Here is a 23,003-nt window from a genome sequence, read left to right on the forward strand (position 1 = left end):
CTGCTATCACGCCCGGGCGTTCAGCCAGGCCTGCCGTCGGCTGGGCATCCGTCATCGCCGGACACGGCCCTATACGCCGCGAACCAACGGCAAGGCGGAGCGCTTCATCCAGACCGCCCTGCGCGAGTGGGCCTACGCCTTCACCTATGCCACCTCGGAGGAGCGCAAACGCCACCTGCCCCGGTGGATCCATGACTACAACTGGCACCGCCCACACGGTAGCCTGAACAAACAGCCACCCATCAGCGTCCTCGGGCTACCTGAGGACAACCTTGTGAGACTCCACACCTAGGACTGCTGCCGAAAGCCCGCAACCTCCTGCTGTAGCCCTTGCGCCAGGGCCTCCAGAGCCTCCACCGCCTGCTGCATCTCGTTCGCCCCATCCGCATTGCGCACGGCGATGTCGTTGATGTGGTGGATGTTCCGGTTGATCTCTTCCGCCACCTGGCTTTGTTCCTCCGTCGCGCTCGCCACCTGCCGCGTCATATCGTCGATGGCCGTTACCGAGTCGTGGATATACTCCAGGGTCTCGCCGGCCTCGCCCGCCTTGTCCACCGAAGTCTCGGCATGCTGCTGGCTCACCTCCATGGCCTGCACCGCACGGGTCGCCCCGGCCTGCAGACGCTCGATGATCGAGCGGATCTCCCCGGTGGAGTCGTTGGTACGCTGCGCCAGGTGACGGACCTCGTCCGCCACCACCGCAAAACCCCGTCCGGCCTCGCCCGCCCGCGCGGCCTCGATCGCGGCATTCAGCGCCAGCAGGTTGGTCTTCTCGGCGATCTCCTCGATCACCTGCAAGATGGTGCCGATGTTGTCGGAATCCCCTTTCAGCTCGCCAATAACGTTGTTGGCCTGGCGAATCTCCCCGGCCAAGGTATTGATGGCCCCCTGGGTCGCCTTGACCACGGTACGCCCACCCTCCGCCGCACGGGTCGCCTGACCCGCGCTCTCGGCCGTGCTCTGGGTGTTGTTGGCCACCTCCTGGACGGTGGCGGACATCTGGTTCATCGCGGTGACCACCTGTTCTACGTCACCGCGCTGCTCGTGAGTGGCCCGCGTCATTTCGTTGCTGCGCCCTTCCAGCTGGCGCGCGGAGGCCGCGATCCCGTCGGCCGCATCGGCGACCTGGCGGATCAGCCCCGAGAGCCGGCCCATCACCGTATTGAAGGCCTCGCCGGTGCGGCCGATCTCGTCGTCCGTGGTGACCTCCACGCGGTGCCCAAGATCCGCGCGGCCCTCGCCAATCGCCTCCAACCCGTCGGCCAGACGCTCCAGCGGCCGCGTAAGCACGTTGGCGTAGAACCAGCCGATGCCCAGGGCCACCACAAACGCGATCACCCAAAGCGCCCACAGCAACCACCACAACTGCGTCACCAGTGCATCGTCCACCCCTGCGGCCAGATCGCCCTTCATGGTGTGGAACGTCACCCCGCCCATGATGGACAGCGGCACCGTACTCACCACGATCACCAGGATAATCAGCTTCAGCCGCAAACCACCCAACGGTCCAATCTTCATCGACAACCTCCCTTTCGTCCCTTAACGACCAACCGCCCACGGCCTTGAGCCCGCCAGAGTATCGCCCTCCCCAATGCCCGCCGCCCTGATCCAGCTCAACTCCGGCTACTCGCCAAAACCTCAAAACCGTATTCACCACGAAGCACACGAAGGCACGAAGAAGGGCAAGGGCGATTGCACCACGGAGGGCACGGAGTTCACGGAGAAAATCAAAAGGCGTTCGGCTTAGCGTATCGCTCTCGCTGTGTTCCAGCACCTGTGCCAACGGCAATGACTCTGGACGCTGCCCACGAGAATCCGTCCTTTCTCTGTGTCCTCCGTGCCCTCTGTGGTTAAAAAGCCTTTGACCTGGCCCTTCTTCGTGCCTTCGTGTGCTTCGTGGTGAATAAAGCCCTTCCAGCCAGGCCCGGAACGAAAAAACCCGCGGCCCCGGAGATCGGGACCGCGGGTTCGCGGTAGTGCGTTAGCAGGCCGGGTTAGCGGCTGCGCGCCGCCCGGTTGCCGTTGGCAGACGGGCGCCCGTTGCCACCGCGGCCACCGCCGGGCTTGCCACCGCGACCATTGCGCGGGGCACCATTGCGGCCACCGCCCGGCTTGCCGCCGCGACGATTGGCGTTGCCATCATTGGCAGCCGGCTTGGGCGTGGCGAAGCCCTCGGTCTCGATGCGGTCGATCGGGCGCTGAATCAGGCGTTCAATGCCCTTCAGCAGTTTCATCTCCTCGCCATCCACCAGCGACAGTGCAGCACCATCGGAGCCGGCGCGCCCGGTGCGACCAATGCGATGCACGTAGTCCTCCGGCACATTCGGCAGTTCGAAGTTGACCACCTGCGGGAGCTGGTCGATATCCAGGCCGCGGGCTGCAATATCGGTCGCCACCAGCACCGGCACCTGACCGGACTTGAACTGTTTGAGGGCCTTGGTACGGGCCGCCTGGCTCTTGTTGCCGTGGATCGCTTCGGAACGCACACCGTCCTTGGTCAGCTTTTCCGCCAGGCGATTCGCGCCATGCTTGGTACGGGTGAACACCAGCACCTGTTCCCACTTGTTGGTGCGGATCAAGTGACTCAGCAGTTCCCGCTTCTGGCTGGTCTCGACCAGGTGCACGCTTTGCTGCACCAGCTCGGAGGCCGTGTTGCGGGCCGCCACTTCGATCTCGGCCGGTTTCGTCAGCAGGCCGTTGGCGAGCTTGCGGATCTCGTCGGAGAAGGTCGCCGAGAACATCAGGTTCTGGCGGTTCTTCGGCATCAGCGCAATCAGCTTCTTGATGTCGCGGATGAAACCCATGTCGAGCATCCGATCGGCCTCGTCGAGGACCAGGATCTCCACGCCGGACAGGTCAATGGTTTTCTGGTTGGCATGATCCAGCAGCCGCCCGGGGGTGGCCACCACGATATCCATGCGCTCGCGCAGGGCCTTGATCTGCGGGTTCATGTTCACCCCGCCGAAGATCGTCATCGAGCGCATCTTCAAGTTGCGCCCGTAGGTCTTCACGGAATCATGCACCTGCGCGGCCAGCTCGCGGGTCGGGGTCAGCACCAGGCAGCGCGGACGGCCCGCACCGGGCTTGGGCGCTTCGCTGGTGGACAGGCGCTGCAGGATCGGGAGGGTAAAGCCGGCCGTCTTGCCGGTACCGGTCTGGGCGGCAGCCAGCAGATCGCCCCCTTTCAGGACTTCCGGGATGGCCTGGGCCTGAATCGGCGTCGGGTGCTGGTAACCCGAGGTTTCCAGCGCGCGCAAAAGGGTATCGGCCAACCCGAGGTCGGCAAAGGTCGTATCAGTCATGGAAAGCTCCAACGCTACCCGCCACTCGTTCAACACGGAGCACCCATCGGGGGAAACGAAATCAGGGGGATCACTGCGAACCGAAATGGCTCTGGATCAGATGAACGGACGCTGACGGGCGGGGCGTTCGATGGCGGTACTATACCCGTTTCGTCAATGAAAAGACACTCTACCTATAATCCCTTCGATATATATTTTTTTTGTGCGGGAATATCGGCTAGCTTGCCTCAGTAAAGAGAAGTGGCGCCCACGCAGCACCACCTCAGCCGGACGCGACCCATAGGAACAGTTGCCCGCCACAGGGAGCCACCACGGATGAACATTCTTGGGCGCGTTCGGCCGACCGGCCGCCTCTATGTCCGCACACCAACGCGGCACCGGCATCTGCAACGGAACTCGGCCCGATCATGACTCCGGGTCTGAGTAGCTCGCTACGCTGGAACGGGATTCCCTTGGCCGGATTACTGCTGGCCCTGCTGCTATTCCCCGTGGCGGTCTGGCTCCTTGGAATCGAACTCCCACGTATCATCCCACGCGAACACCTTACGGCCTTCCACACTGGGGCCGAGCTATTTGCGATCGTGGTCGCCTTCCTCGTGTTCGCAGTGGGGTACCACGTGATCGACCGGCGCCGGGTGGCCGCTTCGCTATTACTGGCCTGCGCGTTCCTGGCGGTTGCTCTGCTCGACTTCCTGCACATGATGACCTACCCGGCGATGCCGGACTTCATCACCCCCAACTCGCCCCAGCAAACAATCTTCTTCTGGCTGGCCGCGCGCCTGGTCGCTGCCGGTGCCTTGTTTGCCTATGTCGCCCTTCACATGGTGTCGCACCAGAATGGCCCACCACGCCGGTTCTACCTGTTCGCGAGCCTGGGCCTGGTCGCGGTACTTGGCTGAGTCGGGCTCTGGCACGCGACGGTCATCCCTCCCCTGTTCGATCCATTCACCGGCCTGACTTCGTTCAAGCTGGCAATCGAGGCCCTGGTCATCATCCTGCATCTGGCCACCCTGATCCTGCTGAGCCTGCGCCGTGAATTGCTCCGAGGACCCGGCATGCCGATGGTCGCGGCGGCCCTGGTCGTCAGCATGGGTGGGGGGATGTTCTTCATGTTTTACGAGGATCTCACCGATACCCCGTTTGTGCTCGGACACGTCTACAAGCTGGCCGCCTACCTCCTGATCTATCAGGGCCTGTTTCGGGAGAGTGTCAAGGCGCCACTGGAACGGCTGCGCGAGGCTCATCGCGATATTGAAGTGCGCGAGAAGCGCTATCAGCAACTCATCGAGACGGCGCCCGACGGCGTGCTCGTCACCGATATGGACGGGCAGATTGTGATGGCCAACCGGAATATCGAGCGCCTGTTCGGCTATCCACGCCAGCAATTGATCGGCGAGCCGGTCGAGCAATTGGTGCCGGAGCGCCTGCGCGATCGGCATCGGATTCAGCGTAGAACCCAAGCCCACAGCATTGATCGCCGCACCATGGGCCAGGTACCCCATCTGCGCGGGCGGCGAAAGGACGGGACCGAGTTGCCGGTGGATATCAGCCTGAACGCCTTCGAGGACACCGAGGGCCGACGCATCACAGCCTTCATCCGTGATGTGACCGACCGTCAGCAGCGCGAGGCTCGCATCCAGCACCAGGCGACCCATGACAGCCTGACCGAACTCCCCAACCGCTGGCTGCTGAATGACCGCCTGACCCAGGGCATCGCCCAGGCGGAGCATCATGCCTATCCGATCGCGGTGATGCTGTTGGACCTCGACAACTTCAAGATGATCAATGACACCTTTGGGCATCACGAAGGCGATCAGCTCCTGAAGGCCGTGGCCACCCGCCTTCGTGGCGCGCTGGATCAGGAAGCCACCATCGGGCGTTTTGGCGGCGACGAGTTCATGATCCTGCTCGCCAACGTCAAGGACGAACAGGCCATCGGCGAGGCCGCGCGGCGAATTCTCGGAATCTTCGACAGCCCGTTTCAGACCGAACACGCGCGCAACCTGACCGCGACCGGCAGTCTGGGAATCGCCCTGTTCCCTCGCGATGCGCGGGACGAGCGGACCTTGCTGCGCTACGCCGACATGGCGATGTACGAGGCCAAGCACTCCGGCCGCAACACCTATGCCTTCTTCTCCGAGCACCTGGATGCCCAGGTGCACGAGGAGCAGCGCCTCCAACAACAACTTCAGCTAGCCCTGGAACAGGACGGTTTCGAACTCCACTACCAGCCACTGCTTGAGGTCGAATCAAATCGCACGATCGGCGTCGAAGCACTGGCACGCTGGACCGATCCCGAACTCGGCGCCGTATCCCCCACCCGCTTCATTGCCAGTGCCGAGGCCAACGGCCTGATGCTGCCCCTGGGCGACTGGGTCATACGCACCGCCTGCGCCCAGCTCGCCCAGTGGACCCAGGTCGGACTGCACTTGCGGGTCGCTATCAACATTTCCGCGATGCAGTTCCGCCAGCACGATTTGGTCGACCGCCTAAGCGCCGCCCTCGAGGCTACCGGTGCCCCCGCCGAACGCCTGGAGATCGAGGTCACCGAGACGGTCGCCATGGCGGATGTCGCACTCACGCTGGATCAGCTTCGCGGGCTCAAAGCGCTGGGCATCCGGGTATCGCTGGACGACTTCGGTACCGGCTATTCATCACTGGCCTATCTCAAGTCTTTGCCGATCGACAAGCTGAAGATCGACCGCTCGTTTATCGCCGGCATTGGGCAGGGCGAAGAGTCCGAAATGATCCTGCGCTCTATCGTCCATCTCGGCCACAGCCTCGGGCTTACTCTGGTCGCCGAAGGTGTGGAAACCACGGCACAGCGGGACTTCCTGCGCACCATCGGCTGCGACGTCTATCAGGGCTGGCTTCACTCCCGGGCCATGCCGCCCGCCAACCTGGTGGACTGTCTGAAGACTCAAACCGTTTGAACCCCTTCCTATTGCTCAAAGCCCCGCGGATAGATCCTGCCTGTGCCGATCACAGCAACACCCACCCCCTGAACGCAAGAAGGCCGCCCGAAGGCGGCCTTCCAAAGCCAGGACCTATGCGGGGCGCTAGTAGCCCGTGCTGCCGTGAACGTCCGGCGGGGCTTCGCGGGTCAGCATGGCCCAGGTCAGGTGGGCCATGACCTCCGGAGCCACCACGGTATGGCGATTTCCCGTGTTCTGCATCCCTTCGCGCAATTCCTGCCGCACATGCGGCTGCCCCGATAGATCAAAGATCACATCCACCTGGTCCCCACGCGCCACGATATCCGCGACCGACTCGAGTGGAATCCCCTTGGATTCCGCCAGGCGCCGACCATCGGTCTCGGCCCTCTCCGAGGCGGCGCAAATCGTCATTCCCGGCAAACCACTTTCTAACAACATTTCCAGGAAGCGGCCGCCCACCCGGCCCAGCCCCACCACTGCAATCTGAATCGACATATGCTCTCCATCCTTTTCGATTTTTTGTTTTTCGCGCATGCCGGCCGGTTGCCATCCGCCCGGCACGCTCCCTGACTCTAGGGCAAAAGTTGCAACCGTGCACAGCTTCTCGGGCGGCCCCTCGCCCCGCGCGGCATCCGGCCATTTGGCGCGATCTGCTCCAGGCCCTAGAGTGCCGTGCATCAGACAATCACCCGGAGCCCCCCATGGAAAACGTTCATCTGCCGATCCGCGTAGACAATCGCGAACAGGGCAAGATCATTCAGCGCATCGAGCGCCTGGAGGGCGTGGAACTGGAGTTCACCGACCTCGATGTCGGCGACTACGAACTGCCGAACGGCGTGGTGGTGGAGCGCAAATCCGCCACCGACATGGTGCTAAGCGTGGTCGACCAGACCCTGTGGGAGAACGCCGCCAAGCTGAAGGCCAACCATGATCAGGTGGTCTACATCGTCGAGGGGGACTTGTACGAACCGCGCTTCCATCAGCAGGCGCTGGACATTCATCGTGCCCTCGCCCACCTCACCATCGCCTTGGGCGTAAGCGTACTGCCTAGCCCCGATGCCGATAACAGCGGCATGCTGATCTACTTGCTGGGCCTGAATGCACAGCTAGAACCCGATGCCACCGCCCGCCCCACACGCCCGGACAAGCGCCGCGCGGCAGCCGAGTTCATCGTCAGCGGGTTACCCGGCGTGGAACCGGACCAGGCCCGCGAAATGTTGCGCCAGCTCGGCAGCGTCCGGGATATCGTCAACGCCAACGCCGACACCCTGGCCGGCATCGAGGGCATTGATGAAGAGCGCGCCCAGCGCATCGAGTCGGTCGTTACCTATGGCAGCCGCAACCACTGAGAAAACCCGAGCCGCAACCAGCCGCTATCCGGACCCGGATTCGACATCTTCCAGTACATCCTGAAGCTGGGCATCTCCGGCCCAGCCACCACCCAATGCCCGATACAGGTCAGCGGTCGCGGCCAGCCGGTCGCGTGAAGCGTCGGTCAGCGTCAAGCGCGCTTCGAACAGAGCCCGCCGCGCATCCAGCACTTCGAGGTAGCCCACAAATCCTCCCAGGTAACGCCGTTCCGCCAGGCGCACGACCTCAATGCGAGCGGTCACCTCCCGCTGGTAGATCTCCACGCGCTCATGCTGGGCGCGCAATTCGCTCCAAGCATCCGCCACCTCGACCACAGCGTCCTGGATCGCCCCCTGGTACTCCAGCTCGGCGATATCCCGCTCGACTTCCACACCCTCGATGGTCGCCTGACGGCGTCCGAAATCCAGGATCGGGGCAACCGACTGGGCGCTGATTTCCCATAGCCCGGCCGCGCCGGTAAAGAACTGGCTCGGCCGGTTCACCTCGTTACCCAACAGGGCCGCGAGATTCAGACTGGGCAACCATTCGGCTCGCGCCACTCCGATATTGGCGTTGGCCGCGATGAGCGAGGCCTCGGCGGCACGAATGTCGGGCCGCCGCACCAGCAGGTCGGAGGGAATGGAATGCGGCAACCCGTCCAGGGTCTCCGGCAGTTCCTCCAGACCGTGATCGCCCAGAGAATCCAGACCCTCGACGACCGCCTCGCTATCCCCCACCAGCACCGCCAGGGCCCGGCGCAGCCGTTCCGCCTCGGCCTCCAGTGAGGGCAGCCCGGCGCGGCTGGTTTCCAGCTCTGCCTCGGCCTGGCGTACGGTCAGGTCCGTTGTGGCTCCACTCTCCAGGCGCGAACGCTCCAGACCCAAAGCCTCGATCAGGGACTGAATGGTGTCCTCGGTGGTATCGATTTGTTCGCGGGTAGCGCGGTAGTCGAAATAGGTACTTACCACATCGCTCATAACCGCCAGCCGGACGGCATCACGTGTAAAGGCCGTGCCCAGCAACTGTGCCCGCGCCGCCTCTTCGGAGCGCGCCAGCCGGCCCCATAGGTCGACTTCGTAACTGAGTCGGCCGAACACGGCCAAGTCGGTTTCGGGGCCATCCCCGCCTATGCCCGGGTCTTCCCGCTCCGCCTCGATCACACCGTCCAGTTGCGGGTAGCGTTCCGCCCGCTCCAGTCCCAACACAGCGCGTGCCTGGACCACCCGTGCCGCCGCGATCTCGGTCTCGATGTTGTTCTCCAGTGCTTCGCGCACCAGACGGTCGAGAATCGGGTCCTCGAACATCTCCCACCAGAACTCGACGTCGGAATAGTCGACGTCCATCTGCTCATCAATCTCCTCGGGCCAGGCCTCGGGGAGCGCGACATCCGGACGCTCATAGTCCGGCCCCAGGGCGCAACCACTCAACCAGACGGTTCCCGCGAGCCCCACCAGTCCCACCAGTGACTTACGCATGTGCAGCCTCCTTGGACTCCGGTCCACGCCCACCCAGGCGCTCGATCGCACTGGAGATCAGGTAGTAGAACAGGGGCACAAAGAGCAACGCCAGGAAGGTCGCGCTCAGCATTCCACCAATGATGCCGATGCCAATGGCCTGCTGACTGTTGGCACCCGCGCCGGAGGCTAGTGCGAGCGGCACCGCCCCCAGGATGAATGACATCGCGGTCATCATGATCGGACGGAAACGCAACCGGGCCGCCTCCACCGAGGCCTCCATCAGTTCCAGCCCCTCGTTGCGCTTTAGCTGAGCAAACTCAACGATCAAGATCGCGTTCTTGGCCGCCAGCGAAACCAGCACCAGCAGCCCGATCTGGAAGTAGATACCGTTCTCCTGTCCGGCCAGCCAGATCGCCACCAGGGCCCCGAACACCGCAAACGGGACCGCCATCAACACGGCCAGCGGAAGGCTCCAGCGCTCGTACTGCGCCGCCAGAATCAGCACAACGAACAGCACCCCCAGAGCGAACGCCAGGGCCGAGGTCCCCGATGCCTGCTGCTCCAGGTACTCGGCCCCGGTCCAGCTCAACAGGTAGTCATCCGAGAGCGTCTCGTCCACCACCGCGTTCAGCGCCGCAATGGCATCCCCCGAGCTGTATCCCGGCGCCGGTTGTCCCATCAGGCGAGCGGAGGGAAAGACATTGAACCGTTCCACTTCATCCGGACCCTGCACCCGGTCCACGCTCACCAAGGTTGAAAGCGGGACCAGTTCCCCCTCGTCGGACCGAACAAACACCCGATCCAGGTCTTCCGGACGCTCCCGGAAGCCGGAGTCCGCCTGCATGTGCACCCGCATTACCCGTCCGAATAGCGAAAAGTCATTGAGATACACGGCCCCAAACGTGCTCTGCATGGCGTCGAACACATCGCCCATGGGAACCCCGGCCGCAAACGCGCGTTCACGGTCGACATCCGCATCGTAGCGGGGCACGTCCACATCCAGTGCGGTGCGTACATCGGCCAGCTCCGGACGTTCCCGCGCGGCCTCGATTACCTCCTCCGCACGTTCGCGCATCGTGAACGCATCGTCCCCAATCCGGCTCTGGAGATAGGCCTCGAAGCCACCCGTCGTGGATATACCCGTAATCGGCGGTGGATTGAAGGCTCGAATCTCGGCCTCTGGATCCTCTTGGCCATAACGCACCAGGCGGTCCACGACCGCATCACTGCTCTGGCCCTCGCCGCGGCGCTCGGACCAGTCGTTCAACGTCACATAGGCCGCACCGGTGTAGGTCTTCATCCCGTCCGACAACAGGTCCATGCCGGAAAAACTCACCACGTCGGCCGTATCCGAATCTTCCAGGGCCGCATCCCCCAGCCGTTCCATCACCTCGCGGGTGCGCGGCAGCGAAGACGCGGCCGGCAACTCCGCAGCCGCGAACACATACCCCTGATCCTCGTCTGGCACCAGGCCGCCCGGGACCATGCGGAACATCACCACGATCGCTACCAGCATCAGCGCGAACAACGCCATGCCGATCACGTTGTGCCGCAAAAGGAAGCGCACTCCGACCATGTAGGCGGCCGTGCCCCGCTCGAAGGCCCCGTTGAACCAGCGGAAGGGAAAGGCTGGCCGTCGCGGGCGATCGGACAGCAGCCGCGCACACATCGCGGGGCTCAGCGTCAGCGCCACCACTCCGGATATCGCGACCGATACCGCAATCGTGATTGCGAACTGCTGATACATCTGACCCGTAAATCCGCCAATGAAGGCCACCGGCACAAACACCGCGACCGTCACCAGCGTCATCGCGATAATCGGAGTCGCCACCTCGTCTACGGTGCGGTAGGCGGCCTCCTTCGCCTTTAAGCCCTCTTCGCGCATCAAGCGTTCGGTGTTCTCCAGCACGATGATCGCGTTATCCACCACGATCCCGATGGCCAGCACCAGCCCAAACAGCGTCAGCATGTTCGCGGAGAATCCCAGCAGGTACATACCCGCCAGCGTGCCGATCAGCGATACCGGCACCGCCACAATGGGTACGGCAGTCGCCCTCACGGTTTGCAGGAACAGATACACCACGGCCACTACCAGGATCAGGGCCTGGATCAGCGTCAGTAGTACGCGCTGCACCGACTGATCAATGAAGTGGGTGGTATCGAACGGGATGTGATATTCGAGCGAGTCCGGGAAACGGGGCTCCAGCTCGGCCAGGATCTCGCGGACCCCGCGGGCCGTATCCAGGGCATTCGCGCCGGGTTCCAGGTAGATCCCCACGGGCACTGCACGCTCGCCGTTATGGGTCGCCTCGAAGTCATACATATGCGCCCCGAGCTCGACCCGCGACACATCGCCAAGACGCAACGCCGAACCATCCGGCGCGCTGCGCAGGATGATCTGCTCGAACTCCTCCACCTCCGAGAACCGCTCCGGCGTCGTCACCGCATAGGTGAAATCGACGCTCCCCTCAGTAGGCTCGGACCCAAACTGCCCCGCCGCGTACTGCTCGTTCTGTTCCTGAACGGCGCTGCGGATATCCCCAGGGGTCAAACCAAACTCCGCAATCCGGTCAGGCTGCAGCCAGATCCGCATGGAGTAGATCTGTGCACCAAAGAAAGTCTGGTCACCCACCCCGGGTGCCCGCCGCAACTCGGAGTACACGTTGCGCCAGACATAGTCGCTGATAAAACGCGGATCGAGACTCCCATCCGAAGAAGTAAAGGTGACCATCTGCAACATCGAGGGAGCACGCTTTTCTACCGAGATCCCGGAACTCATTACGGTCTCCGGCAAGCGTCCCTGGGCGCCCTCCACCTCGTTGCTCACATTGATCGCGGCGATATCCGGGTCGGTCCCCACCTCAAAGGTGATGATCAACTCCATGCTGCCGTCATCCGACGACCTCGAACGCATGTAGGCCATGTTGTCCACGCCATCCACGGTCGCCTCGATGGGTGCCGCCACGGACTCCGCCACCGCCTCCGCGCTGGCACCGGGATAGCTGGCCGATACAATGACCTTCGGCGGCAGAATGTCCGGATACTGGTCAACCGGCAGCAGGAACGCGGACGCGGTGCCCGCGAGCACGATCAGAATGGAGATGACGGATGCAAGGACCGGCCGCCCAATGAAAAAGCGGAGCATCAGTCCAGGTCCCCCGCCCCGTTCCCCATGTCATCGAGGACCTCGTCCGCCACGCCAGAATCCGTCTTCGGCTCGGCGACCTCGTCCAGCAGGTCGGGGGCCACCTCCGGCAATACACCCGGTGCAACCGGGTGCTCAGCCGCAAGAGGCGCGTCTTGCGGCGAAACCCGCTCACCCTCCTCCACGCCCGAGACCCCGCCAATCACCAGGCGATCCCCTTCGTTGACCCCACGGGTCACCAGAAAGTCGTCGCCCAGGTCCATCGCAACCGTGATGGATTGGGTATACGGGATGTCGTCCTCATCCAGCAGATAGACCGCCGGCCCGGATTCGATCTCCGTCACGGCCGTGTGCGGCACCCGCACCCCGTGCCCCGCCTGCAGGCCGCTCAAGGTGACCCGAACGAACTGTCCTGGCAGCATCGACCCATCCGGATTCGGGAACATCGCACGCACATTCATCATGCCCGTGGCCTCGTCGACCGCGTCCTCGGTCGCGTCAAGCTGGCCCTGATGGCGATACAAGTCCCCATTCGGCAAGGTCAGCAGCACAGTCAGTCCCACGCCGGAACGGATCTGAGGACCATAGGCGGTCAAGTGGGCTTCGGGTACCGCAAAATCCACCCGGATCGGGTTCAACTGGGTCACGGTGGTGAGGAGATCACCTTCTTGCAGCAGACTGCCTTCGGGGCGTTCCTCGAACCCGGCCACGCCATCCAGCGGTGCGGTCACCGAGGTGTAGTCGAGATCAATACGCGCCTCGGCCAACGTCGCCTCGGCCTCGGCGACAGCGGCCTGCCCCAGTTCCAGTTGTGAACGGGCCTCGTCGCGCTCGCGGCCACTGGCTGCATTGTCCTCGTACAGGTCCCGTACCCGTTCCCATTCGCGCTCGGCCTGGCGCCATTCCGCCTCCGCACGCTCCAGGCTCGCCTCGGCACTGCGCACCTGAACCGCGAATGGCGCCGGGTCCATACGAAACAATTCATCACCCTGCTCGACGCTGTCACCCTCGCCGTAGAGCCGACTCTCCAGCACCCCGGACACCCGCGCCCTCACCTCTACCGAACGCGGGCTGTGGGTACGCCCGGTGTAGGTGCGCGAGATGGACACCAGCTCACGAGTGACCTGACGCACCGGCACTTCCACCGGCTCCGCCTCCGTTGCCGCGGAATCGTCTTCATCGGACTCCGCCGCACAGCCACTCAGCACCAACGTACCGGCCATCAGGAGTAAAAGGGCGAAGAGCGGCGTCAAGCGCCCGGGAACGCTTGCGAGCGAGGGGAGGGGCATAGGGCGTACCTTGGTCAGCGGTTCGAGGGAACCGGGCAGGCGCTGGATCGCGGGACGATCCGGATGCGGAATGCCATCCATCGCCTTGCGTCCCAGCCGCACTGACCGTCTAGCTAAACACCCTATCGTGGTGAGGCGCAGCCGTAAATTAATCGTGATGGAGATATCACCCGATGCCCGGTTACGTGATTGGCTCCACAGAATCGACGTTCGGCCTCCGTTCAGTCGTCCTGCAACCAGCGCCGCAAGCCCCCGCTACGCTGGATCTGGCGCTGACTGGCCGCCGCCAGGGTGCCTACCCCTGGTTCCAGCAGGCTGAACCAGTGGCTGGCGCGGGTAATCGCGGTATAAGCCAGCTCGCGAGTCAGGATCGGGCTGTCCGCCTCCGGCAGCACCAGCGCCACGTGCTCGAACTCCGAGCCCTGGGCCTTGTGCACGGTCAGGGCGAACGCGGTCTCGGTGGCCTCCAGGCGATTGGGCAACACCCAGCGCACGCGGTCGCCCGCCGCGAGGAACACCACGCGCAGGACGGACGCATCATCATCGACATCGCCCGCCTCCGGTTCGCCACGCGCCAGCCACGCAGGGACCGCCAGGGCGATGCCGATGTCGCCGTTGATCAGCCCCAGCGCGTAGTCATTGCGGGTGACGATCACCGGGCGGCCCTCGACCCATGGTTCATACCCGCCGGAGTGGCCAACCTGGGCGGGATCCCCCTCCAGCAGCCCACGCGCCTGTAGCGCCGCGGCAATCCGCCGGTTCAGCGCCTCCACCCCCCACGGTCCGCGTCGCACCGCACACAGCAACTGGAACCGCCCATGCGCCGCCAGGACATCGCGCGCCCAGTCCTCCCAGGCCGCGCGCGGTGCCGCCGAGGCCGGTCGCGCCATGCGCAGTCCCTCCAGATAGCCGGCGTAGCCGACCGCCTCGCCTTCCGATACATCCTTACGCCCATCCACCGCGAGCGCCACCAGCGCCGGATCCTCCGGCCCCGCGAGCACCTTTTGCTGCACGGCTGAATCCATACTCGGTAGACGGGAGACCTCCCCCGCATTCACGGCGGCGGCCAGTCGCCCGATCCCGCTATCCGCGCCAAACCGATGGCTCTCGCGCAGCATCACGATGTGCTGGTCCAGTGCCTGCGCGGCCGCGTCCTGCATGGCCTCCGGCACGACCATTCCGGTCACCGCCTCCAGCCACCGCGCGGTCCGTGGCGTGTAGTGGCCACCCCCCGCGCGGTGACAGAGCTCGCCCAACACCGCGCCGGCCTCCACCGAGGCAAGCTGGTCACGATCCCCCAGCAGAATCAGACGCGCGGTGTGGGGTACGGCCTCCACCAGGCTCGCCATCAGCTCCAGGTCGATCATCGAGGCCTCGTCCACTACCAGCACGTCCACCGCCAGCGGATTCCGCGCCCCATGGCGGAAGTGCCGGGTATCCGGACGCGCCCCGAGCAGGCGGTGCACGGTTACCACCTCGGCCGGCAGATTCCGGCGCAGTGCCTCGCCGTCAGGCAACTGATCCAGCCCCAGCCGGTCCAGCGCTCCGCTCACCGACGCATTCAGACGCGCAGCCGCCTTGCCCGTGGGCGCGGCAAGCCGGATGCGTAGCGGGTCGTCCGGCCCCTGCAGGCCCTGCAACAACGCAAGCAGACGCAACACCGTGGTGGTCTTGCCGGTCCCGGGTCCACCGGTGATCACGCTGAACCCGGACCCGGCCGCCAGGCCACAGGCCAGCCGCTGCCAGTCCGTTTCGCCGGCGGCTGGCAGCGGCCCGAACAACCAGCCCAGCCAGTCCCGCGCCGCCCGCTCATCCAGTGCCCCTTGCCAGGTCTCGCAGTCCGCAAGCCGGGCGCGGATCGCCTGCCCGATACGGCGCTCGCTTTCCCAGTAGCGGCGCAGGTACACCTGTTCGCCGGTGTAGACCAGCGGTGTTCCACCCGCCTCGCCCGGCCCGGCCAGGACTCCGTCCTGCAAGACCTCGGCCACCTGTGCGGCGGAGACGCCCTGCAGCACCGACGAGGGCCGTAGCGGTAGCGGTACACCCGGCTCGCCCTCCGGTGGCAGGGACAACGTCGCATCGGGTGCGTGCAGCAAGGCCCCGAGCTCCAGGCAGACATGCCCACGCCCCACCTGGTGGCTGGCCAGCGCTGCCAGCAGCAGGGCCAGTGGGGGTGCGTCTGGCGCCTGCTCGTGCAGGAAGCGCACTAGCGCCCGGTCCACGCCGCGCAGCCAGTCCGCATCCTCCCACTCGCGCAGAAGCTCGAGCACGGCCTGAGCCGAAGCCAGAGGGCCCGTCGTCGGGCACGCGGTCATGCCGTTTCCCCCTGGCCCGGACCCACCGACATGCGCCGATCCAGCCATTCGATCAACGCCCGCGGCGGACAGTGGTGGAACACCCCGAGCCCCGGCGCATCCACGCCGCGCAGGAACAGGTACACCCCGCCACCCATGTGCTGATCGTAGTCGTAGCCTGGCAGGCGCGCCCCCAGTTGCCGGTGCAGCGCCAGGGTGTATAGCACCAGCTGCAGGTCGTAGCGGTGCTCCAGCACGGCCGCCTGCAGGTGCTCGTGCGCATAGGCCCGGGCCGAGGCGCCCAGCCAGTTCGACTTGTAGTCGGCCACGTAGTAGCGCCCGCCATGCTCGAAGACCAGATCCACAAACCCCTTCAGCATGCCGTTCAGGGTCACGTTCCCCAGCGGCGGTCGCGGCTGCCCGGGCATCAGTTGCGCGCGCACGCCCTGGTCCAGTTCGGCCGCCGACAAATCCCGCGCCGGGTACAGGAACTCCAGCTCCGGCTGATAGGTGTCGAGACCTCCCAGGCGAAAGGACGTCCCATCCTCCAGAGGGAAATCGGCCGCGATCAGCTGCTGCATCCAGTCCGCAACCGTCGTCGACCACTCACCCCAGCCACGCCGCTCGCAACGCGCGACCACCTCCTGCGTCAGCCGCTCGGGGCGCTCAGCCTGCGCCGCCAGGCCCTGTTCCGCGACCCACTCCAGCAGGCCATGGAGGAAGGTCCCGGGGCCGGGCCCACGCGGAAAGGCGTGCAGTCCACTGGTGGCCCGCAGCTCGGGCTCGGGGACCTCCGGCGCCAGTCGGTTGGCATCCGCGACCCCCTCGCGCAGCACATCCTCGCGCGCCGAGTCGGGGGCCACCGGCGCAATTCCATCGTCGTGCGCGGCAATCGCGCTATAGCTAGCCACCCACCAACGCTCGAAGCGGCTCGGCGGCGGTACCCGGGCCGGCCCCGTCGCGACCGCATCACCCCCAGTGGTCGCGATGATCTCACTCGCCTCAGGCAGCGGCCCCACATGGATCGCCGGCTCGCTGCCGGCCGCGGCCTGCAGGGCCGATTCCAGGCCGCCGTCCTCGACGCCCCTGGGCCCGGCCAGCAGGTAGCCGGCCGCCGTGAGGTGGAAGTGGTTACTCTTGCCGCCGCCGGAGACAATCGGCGCAATCCCCAGCCAGCAGGCATGCCGCGCCCGGGTCATGCCCACGTACAGCAGCCGCAGGTCCTCCGCCAGGCGTTCGCGCTCGGCGCGAGCCAGTACCGTCTCGTCCATCTGGAACACCCAACGCGCCCCACCCTCCGGGGGATGATCGCGGTAGGGCACATCCTTGGTCTTGTTGGTTTCACGGAAATTGCACACAAACGGCAGGAACACCAGCGGATACTCCAGACCCTTGGACTTGTGCAGCGTGACCACCTTCACCAGGTCCTCGTCGCTCTCCAGGCGCAGGACCTGTTCCTCCCCGGTCTCGCCTTCGCCGTCGCGATGTTCCGTCAGGTGGCGGATCAGGGCCTGCTCGCCATCCAGCTCCGTGGCCGCCTGTTGCAGCAGCTCGCTCAGGTGCAGCAGGTTGGTCAGCGCGCGTTCGCCCTCGGCGCTCGCACGCAGCCGCAGCGGAACCTCGAAGTCGTGCAGCAATCGGCGCAGCATCGGCAGCACCCCGCGCGACTGCCACAGGCCGCGATAGGAGCGGAACTGCTCGACCCGTGCCTCCCAGGCCAGCTCGTCCACCGTCAGCCGATGCAGCTCGGAGAGCGACTGCCCCAGCGTCGCGGTCGCCAGGGCGGCACGCAACAGCCGCTCGCTGGTCGGCTCGGCACAGGCGCGCAGCCAGCGCAGCAGGTCCCCCGCCTCGTCCGTGGCGTAGACCGACTCGCGATCCGACAGATAGACGCTGCGCACGCCGCGTCGACGCAGCTCGGCTCGGATCGCGTCCGCTTCCATACGCCCCCGCACCAGCACGGCCATGTCGCGCGGGCGCACCGGCTCCAGGCCGTCCTCCGCGGCGTTCTTGCGAAAACCACAATGCCCTGTGGCGCCGTCATTGAGCAGCGCCACCATGTGGCTGGCACAGGCCGCGGCCATGCGCTCGCGGTAGGCCCCCTTGGGCACCGGCTCGCCGGGGTCGTGGCACCAGAGCGTGACGGGCGGCGCCGCCTGCCCGGCGTGCTCGAAGACCTCCTTGCGCCCGTTCGCGTCCACCGCCAGAAACGGCAACGGGTTCTCCGCGCCCTTGCGAAACAGGAAGGCTCCGTCGTCCCAACCCTCGGCGTGCTCGAACAGTCGGTTCACAGCCGCCACCAGCGCCTCGGTCGAGCGGAAATTGCGCTCCAGGGTGTAGTGCCGCCCCTCGGTTGCCGCGCGCGCGGCGAGATAGGTATGGATATCCGCGCCGCGAAAACGATAGATCGACTGCTTGGGGTCACCGATCAGCAGTACGCCGAGATCATCGGGGTTCTCGTCGATGCGATACACGCGGTGGAAGATCCGGTACTGCACCGGGTCGGTATCCTGGAACTCATCGACCAGGGCCACCGGGAACTGCGCGCGCAGCGTCGCGGCGAGGTGCTCGCCACCGGGCCCGTCCAACGCATCGCGCAACCGAGTCAGCAGGTCATGAAATCCCATCTGCGCGCGCTGGCGCTGAGCCTGGCGGAACTGCGCATCGACCTGCCGTGCGGCACTCTGCAACAGGCGCTCGCGGTCATCCACGCAGACCTCGGCGTGATCGTCGAGTGTGGTGAAGGCCGGGTGCAGATCCTCCGGCAACACCTGTCCCTTCTTCAGCCGCGCCTGCATCCCGACCGCACTGAACCGCTCGAGCGGCGAATCACCGGATACACCACCGGGGCGCAGTGCGCCCGGGTCTGCGGCCCACTCGCGCATCGACCCCAACAGCTTCTCCGGGTTGCTGTACTTGCCCCCTTTCAGCAAGCTGGTGCGCAGCGCCTCGAACTGTTCGGCCACCGCGTCGAACGCCTCGCGCCAGGGTCGTTTCATCGCCTCCAGCCGCTCCAGACGTTCGCCCAGCGCCGCCTCCAGCCCCTCCGGCGTCTCCAGTTCGGCATCCCCTGTACGGGCCGGTAGATGGCCGACCAGTGGCCGGATCTTCTGCAACAGGGCGTCGGGATCGGTCCCGAAGGCGTTACGCAACAGCGCAAGCTGCGCCGGTGGCTGCGGGTAGACAAAGCGACGCCAGTAGTCGCGGGTGGCCTCCGCCAGCAGTTCCTGCTGGTCGCTCGCCAGGTCCTGGGTGAACAGGCTCCCGCTGTCGAAGGCGTGCTCGCGCAGCATGCGGTAGGACCAGCCATGGATGGTGGAGACCGCGGCCTCGTCCATCCACTCCGCCGCCAGCTCCAGCCGGCGCGCGGCCCCCGGACGTTCCGCCTCGGCGTACTCGCTGCGCAGCGCCTTGTGAATGTCCTCGACGCCCGGCACCGCATCCGGGTCCGGTGCGCGAAACACCCGCGCCGCGATCGCCAGTGCTTCGCGAATCCGCTCGCGCAGCTCCTGGGTGGCCGCGTCGGTGAAGGTCATTACCAGAATCTGCGGCGGCGTCAGGGCATCAGTGCCCTCGGGCAGCTCGCCATGCCCCAGCACCAGGCGCAGGTACAGCGCGGCGATAGTGTAGGTCTTGCCGGTGCCAGCGCTCGCCTCGATTAGACGACTGCCGTGCAAGGGCAGCGCCAGCAGGTCCAGCTTGTGCGCGGACGCCGTCATTCCGAGGCCTCCGCCTGACCCACGACCACATACACCGGACGGTAGATGCGGTCGCGCCAGAAGGCGAAATCGGGGTCGTCCAGCAGGGTCTCAGGGTCGCGCCAGGCCCGCGCCAGCGCCGGGCTGCGCGACCAGTCGCCCGCGGCGAAGTCGCTCCCACGCAGGGTCTTCAGCGCCTCCTCATCCGGATCCTTCGTGCCGTCCTCCGCCGCCAGCCAGGCAAACGCGGCGCCACAGGCCAGCGGCAGCGGACGCTCCTGCCCCGCCGCCCAGGCCTCCAGCAGCGTACCCAGCAGCTCCTCGGCCAGACCGGCCTCCAGCCCCGGAAGATCCAGCCGAGTGTCCAGCGCGACCAGCTCGGAACCCACGTCACCGGACCCGGCATTCGCCAGCAGGTGCCGGACCCAGGGCGCCATCAACTTGTCGAAACGCCACTTCTTGCCATCCTTGATACGGCTCGCGGTGTAGTCCAGACACACCCGCGCCTGCCCATTGCTACGCAGTGCGGGGGGCACGGCCTCCAGACCCCAGTGTTCGTGCTCCAGTCGCAACGGCCGCGCCGCTGACAACGCGTCGGGGTAGAGCGCGTAGCGCTCACCGATCCGCTCCAGCAGTCGTGTGGCCTCTGCCACCATCGCGCCACGCTCCAGTTCGCCCGCAGCCCCCAGGGGCAGACGCCCGGCGCGCTGCATCCTGGCGGACTCCGCCTGCAGGATCGCCGGCCAGGCGTCCACCGCTTCGGTCGTCTCCAGCGCGGCCGCAACTAATTGCTGGCGGACCTGCCACTGTTCCAGCCCACCCAGACCAAACGGTTCCAGGTCGTCGCCGGTGGCGTCCTCCTCGTCAAAGAACACCCCCAGGCGATAGCGGAAGAAGGCCTCTACCGGATAACGCAGAAAACGTGTCAGCGCCTCCGCGCCCAGAGCACGGGGCTCGCGTTCGGCCTCCAGCAACGGCACAGCTGCCGGTGCCCCTTTGGGATCCACCGCCGGGGAAGGCGCGGGATCGTGCATCGCCTCCCACTCCCGCGCGTAGGTGAAGTGGCGAGCCTCGGCGCCCTTTTCCGCCGGGAAATTCACCGGCGAGAACGGCTGCAGCGGATGCCAGGTGGTCAGGTGCTTCACCAGCTCTGGACCGGCCTCGGGCCCTTCGACCCCGGTAACCCCCCAGCCCGCGGCCAGGTGATCGCGCAGCTGACCGACCAGCACCGACGGCGGGCGCGGCTCGTTGTCGCGCACATGCCGCCCCACCCAGCTCACATGCAGCTGGCGGCGGGCGGAGAGCAGTGCCTCCAGGAACAAGTACCGGTCGTCCTCGCGGCGCGAGCGATCGCCCGGGCGGTAGTCGCTCGCCATCAGGTCAAAGTCCACCGGTGTTGGGCTGCGCGGGTAGTCACCATCGTTCATACCCAGTAGGCAGACCACCTGAAATGGAATTGCCCGCATCGGCATCAGGGTGCAACAGTTCACCTGCCCAGCCAGGAAGCGCTGGCCAACCCCGGAATCATCCTGGGACGCCAGCCACTGCTCGCGCACCACGGCCAGCGGCAACGCCTCCTCCAGACCGGCCGCTGCGCAATCCTCGCGCCACTGGTCCAGTGCCTCGCCAAGCTGCTCGAGGGTGTACAGCTCGGCGTCGCTCTCGGCCGCGAAGAACTGCTCCAGCAGCTCGCCCAGATGTGCCGCCCAGTCTTTGGGCGTGTGCGGCAGGCGCAGCCAGGTCCAGGCTTCCTCCAGTGCCGTGATCAGGGCATCCATCGGCCCCAGTAGCGCAGCACCCAGTCCTCCGATCTCGTCAAAGGGTTCCAACGCCTGCCACGGGCCCTGGTCGCCCATCGCGTAGCCCAGCAGCATCCGCCGCAGGCCAAAGCGCCAGGTGTTCTGCTCCAGTCCCTCGGGGAGGCCCAACCCGGCGCGTTGGGCGGCATCCAGACCCCAGCGCACGCCGGACCCTTCGGCCCAGCGGTGAAGCGTCCCCAGGTCGTCCTCGGCAATCCCGAAGCGTCGACGCACCGCCGGCACATCCAGAAGGTCCAGCAACTCGCTGACGCCCATCCGGCTCTCGGGCAGCGATAACAATGGCTCCAGCGCGATCAGTACCGGGTCACGACCGCGCGGCCCCTGATCGGACAGCGTGTACGGGATAAAGCGAGGATCATCGGCCTCCGGCTGACCGAACACCGCCTCGATGTGCGGGGCGTAATGGTCGATATCCGGCACCATCACAATCACGTCGCGCGGGCGCAGCGCCGGGTCGCGCTCGAAGTGATCCAGCAGACGGTCATGCAACAGTTCCACCTCGCGCAGCGGACTGTGCGCCACATGGAACTGGATGGAACGATCCTCCGAGGCCACTGCGGGCCAGGCCTCCCGGGTCTCCGCCAGTGGCCGCAGCTCGCGAATGTCGTCCTGCAGCTGGTGCAGCAGACAGTCGTCCGACCCGCGTGTGCCATGCGCCTCGAACACATCGACACGCTCCCAGTCCAGCGTGCGCAGGACCTGGCCGTAGCGGCTGGGGTCATCGTGCTCGTCCAGCAATCCGATGTAGTCGCGGCCCTGCTTGCCCCAGGCCGCCAGCAGCGGATGGGCATGATTGTGCAGCTCCGCCTCCTCCAGCGCCTCCGGCATCCCTGCCTTGCGCACCTGACGCCGACGCGTGGCACGCAGCAGGTCCTTGTCGGCGACGATATCGGCCCAGTAATACTCACAGGGGTTGTGCACGCAAACCAGCACCTGGCAGAACCGGGCCAGCCCCTCCAGCGCCTCCAGGATCTGTCCCGGCAGCGACGAGATGCCGAACACGATGATCCGCCGCGGCAGCCCCGCCGGGCGGCTCTCCAGCGCGCCCACCGTTTCCATGTACCGGGCATGCACCGCCGAGCGGCTGACCGCTTCGCGTTCGGCACCGATATCCGCCTGCAGCAGACGCCACAGCTCGGCCTGCCAGCACTGGCCCTGAGGCAGTTCGGGTTCCTGCCCACGGGCATCGCGCAGGACGTCGCGCCCGGCTCCCCAGTCGGTCAGCCAGTCGGCACGGTACACCTGGTACTGGTCGAACAGGTCCGCCAGGCGCTCGGCCAGCTGGAAGCGCTTGCGCAGATCGCCACCCTGCCCCGGATCGTCGTCCTGAAGAAACTGGCGCAGCGGCGCGAAGGCGTCCTGCCCCAGACACTCCGGCAGCAGACGCATCAGGCGCCAGGTCAGCGGCCGCTTGGCGTAGGGGGACTCCAGCGGCACCGCCTCCGCCCCGAGCACCGCGCGATAGGCAGACCACACAAAGCGCGACGGCAGCTGCATGTCCAACGCCGCCGCGATCCCGCAACCAGGCGGATCGGCATCCGGTGGTGCGGCCAGGGCATGGCGCAGCCACTGCGCCATGCCGTTGCTCTGCACCAGGATGGTCTCGTTCTCCAGCGACGCCAACGGGGCGCGACGCATCCACTCCACCGCCAGCGTGCGCAGCGACTCCAGGCGATTGCCGTGCAGCACCACCATCCCTGGTTGTAACGCCT

Annotated in this window: 11 protein-coding genes and 1 pseudogene; 3 read left to right on the forward strand and 9 right to left on the reverse strand. The window is 66.0% G+C overall.

Features of this window, described 5'->3' with window-relative positions; all coding sequences use genetic code 11:
* Positions 1-292, forward strand: a 292-nt coding sequence (locus tag D002_RS0100220; protein WP_018139906.1) for an integrase core domain-containing protein, incomplete at its 5' end; no start/stop codon positions are given.
* Here D002_RS0100220 and D002_RS0100225 read toward each other — a convergent pair.
* Together D002_RS0100225 and D002_RS0100230 are read right to left on the reverse strand one after the other, a co-directional pair.
* Positions 289-1,518: a methyl-accepting chemotaxis protein gene (locus D002_RS0100225; protein ID WP_018139907.1), complete on the reverse strand. Its 1,230-nt coding sequence runs from the start codon at positions 1,516-1,518 to the stop codon at positions 289-291. The two genes, D002_RS0100220 and D002_RS0100225, sit on opposite strands and share 4 nt — an antisense overlap.
* Positions 1,519-1,994: 476 nt before the next feature.
* Positions 1,995-3,302 (reverse strand): DEAD/DEAH box helicase, encoded by a 1,308-nt coding sequence (locus D002_RS0100230; protein WP_018139908.1) that lies wholly within the window; start codon positions 3,300-3,302, stop codon positions 1,995-1,997.
* A gap of 407 nt (positions 3,303-3,709) precedes the next feature.
* On the opposite strand from D002_RS0100230, the pseudogene D002_RS12980 reads away from it, so the two are divergent.
* Positions 3,710-6,235 (forward strand): annotated as a pseudogene (locus D002_RS12980) (EAL domain-containing protein).
* A 126-nt stretch (positions 6,236-6,361) separates the two neighbouring features.
* On the opposite strand, the gene D002_RS0100240 reads toward D002_RS12980, so the two are convergent.
* Complete coding sequence (locus D002_RS0100240; protein WP_026181401.1) at positions 6,362-6,733, reverse strand: homoserine dehydrogenase; 372 nt, start codon at positions 6,731-6,733, stop codon at positions 6,362-6,364.
* A 206-nt stretch (positions 6,734-6,939) separates the two neighbouring features.
* Here D002_RS0100240 and D002_RS0100245 point away from each other — a divergent pair, with 206 nt between their 5' ends.
* Positions 6,940-7,587: an ERCC4 domain-containing protein gene (locus D002_RS0100245; protein WP_018139912.1), complete on the forward strand. Its 648-nt coding sequence runs from the start codon at positions 6,940-6,942 to the stop codon at positions 7,585-7,587.
* Between the two features lie 24 nt (positions 7,588-7,611).
* Here the strand turns inward: D002_RS0100245 and D002_RS0100250 are convergent, their stop codons facing one another.
* The 6 genes from D002_RS0100250 to recC all read right to left on the reverse strand — a co-directional run bounded on the left by D002_RS0100250 (position 7,612) and on the right by recC (position 22,986).
* Positions 7,612-9,063, reverse strand: a complete 1,452-nt coding sequence (locus tag D002_RS0100250; protein WP_018139913.1) for an efflux transporter outer membrane subunit — start codon at positions 9,061-9,063, stop codon at positions 7,612-7,614.
* Positions 9,056-12,190 carry an efflux RND transporter permease subunit gene (locus tag D002_RS0100255; protein WP_018139914.1) on the reverse strand — a complete coding sequence of 1,045 codons (3,135 nt, stop codon included), beginning with the start codon at positions 12,188-12,190 and terminating at the stop codon, positions 9,056-9,058. The genes D002_RS0100250 and D002_RS0100255 overlap by 8 nt, the downstream gene beginning before the upstream one ends.
* Positions 12,190-13,479 (reverse strand): efflux RND transporter periplasmic adaptor subunit, encoded by a 1,290-nt coding sequence (locus D002_RS0100260; RefSeq protein ID WP_051068441.1) that lies wholly within the window; start codon positions 13,477-13,479, stop codon positions 12,190-12,192. The genes D002_RS0100255 and D002_RS0100260 overlap by 1 nt, the downstream gene beginning before the upstream one ends.
* Before the next feature lie 221 nt (positions 13,480-13,700).
* A complete protein-coding gene (recD, locus tag D002_RS0100265; RefSeq protein WP_018139916.1) occupies positions 13,701-15,794 on the reverse strand; it encodes an exodeoxyribonuclease V subunit alpha in 2,094 nt (697 codons plus the stop codon).
* Positions 15,791-19,492 carry an exodeoxyribonuclease V subunit beta gene (gene recB, locus D002_RS0100270; RefSeq protein WP_018139917.1) on the reverse strand — a complete coding sequence of 1,234 codons (3,702 nt, stop codon included), beginning with the start codon at positions 19,490-19,492 and terminating at the stop codon, positions 15,791-15,793. The genes recD and recB overlap by 4 nt, the downstream gene beginning before the upstream one ends.
* A complete protein-coding gene (gene recC, locus D002_RS0100275) occupies positions 19,489-22,986 on the reverse strand; it encodes an exodeoxyribonuclease V subunit gamma (RefSeq protein WP_018139918.1) in 3,498 nt (1,165 codons plus the stop codon). Before recC ends, recB begins: the two co-directional genes overlap by 4 nt.
* Between the last annotated feature and the right edge of the window lie 17 nt (positions 22,987-23,003).

Origin of the sequence: Thioalkalivibrio sp. ALJ7 (assembly GCF_000376865.1) — a bacterium.
Taxonomy (GTDB): domain Bacteria; phylum Pseudomonadota; class Gammaproteobacteria; order Ectothiorhodospirales; family Ectothiorhodospiraceae; genus Thioalkalivibrio.

What these genes read in the sequence shown, in the direction of transcription:
- D002_RS0100255 (WP_018139914.1), bottom strand. Translation starts at nt 12,190, where the DNA reads ATGCTCCGCTTTTTCATTGGGCGGCCGGTCCTTGCATCCGTCATCTCC.
- D002_RS0100225 (WP_018139907.1), bottom strand. Translation starts at nt 1,518, where the DNA reads ATGAAGATTGGACCGTTGGGTGGTTTGCGGCTGAAGCTGATTATCCTG.
- recD (WP_018139916.1), bottom strand. Translation starts at nt 15,794, where the DNA reads ATGACCGCGTGCCCGACGACGGGCCCTCTGGCTTCGGCTCAGGCCGTG.
- recC (WP_018139918.1), bottom strand. Translation starts at nt 22,986, where the DNA reads ATGGTGGTGCTGCACGGCAATCGCCTGGAGTCGCTGCGCACGCTGGCG.
- D002_RS0100230 (WP_018139908.1), bottom strand. Translation starts at nt 3,302, where the DNA reads ATGACTGATACGACCTTTGCCGACCTCGGGTTGGCCGATACCCTTTTG.
- D002_RS0100260 (WP_051068441.1), bottom strand. Translation starts at nt 13,479, where the DNA reads ATGCCCCTCCCCTCGCTCGCAAGCGTTCCCGGGCGCTTGACGCCGCTC.
- D002_RS0100250 (WP_018139913.1), bottom strand. Translation starts at nt 9,063, where the DNA reads ATGCGTAAGTCACTGGTGGGACTGGTGGGGCTCGCGGGAACCGTCTGG.
- recB (WP_018139917.1), bottom strand. Translation starts at nt 19,492, where the DNA reads ATGACGGCGTCCGCGCACAAGCTGGACCTGCTGGCGCTGCCCTTGCAC.
- D002_RS0100245 (WP_018139912.1), top strand. Translation starts at nt 6,940, where the DNA reads ATGGAAAACGTTCATCTGCCGATCCGCGTAGACAATCGCGAACAGGGC.
- D002_RS0100240 (WP_026181401.1), bottom strand. Translation starts at nt 6,733, where the DNA reads ATGTCGATTCAGATTGCAGTGGTGGGGCTGGGCCGGGTGGGCGGCCGC.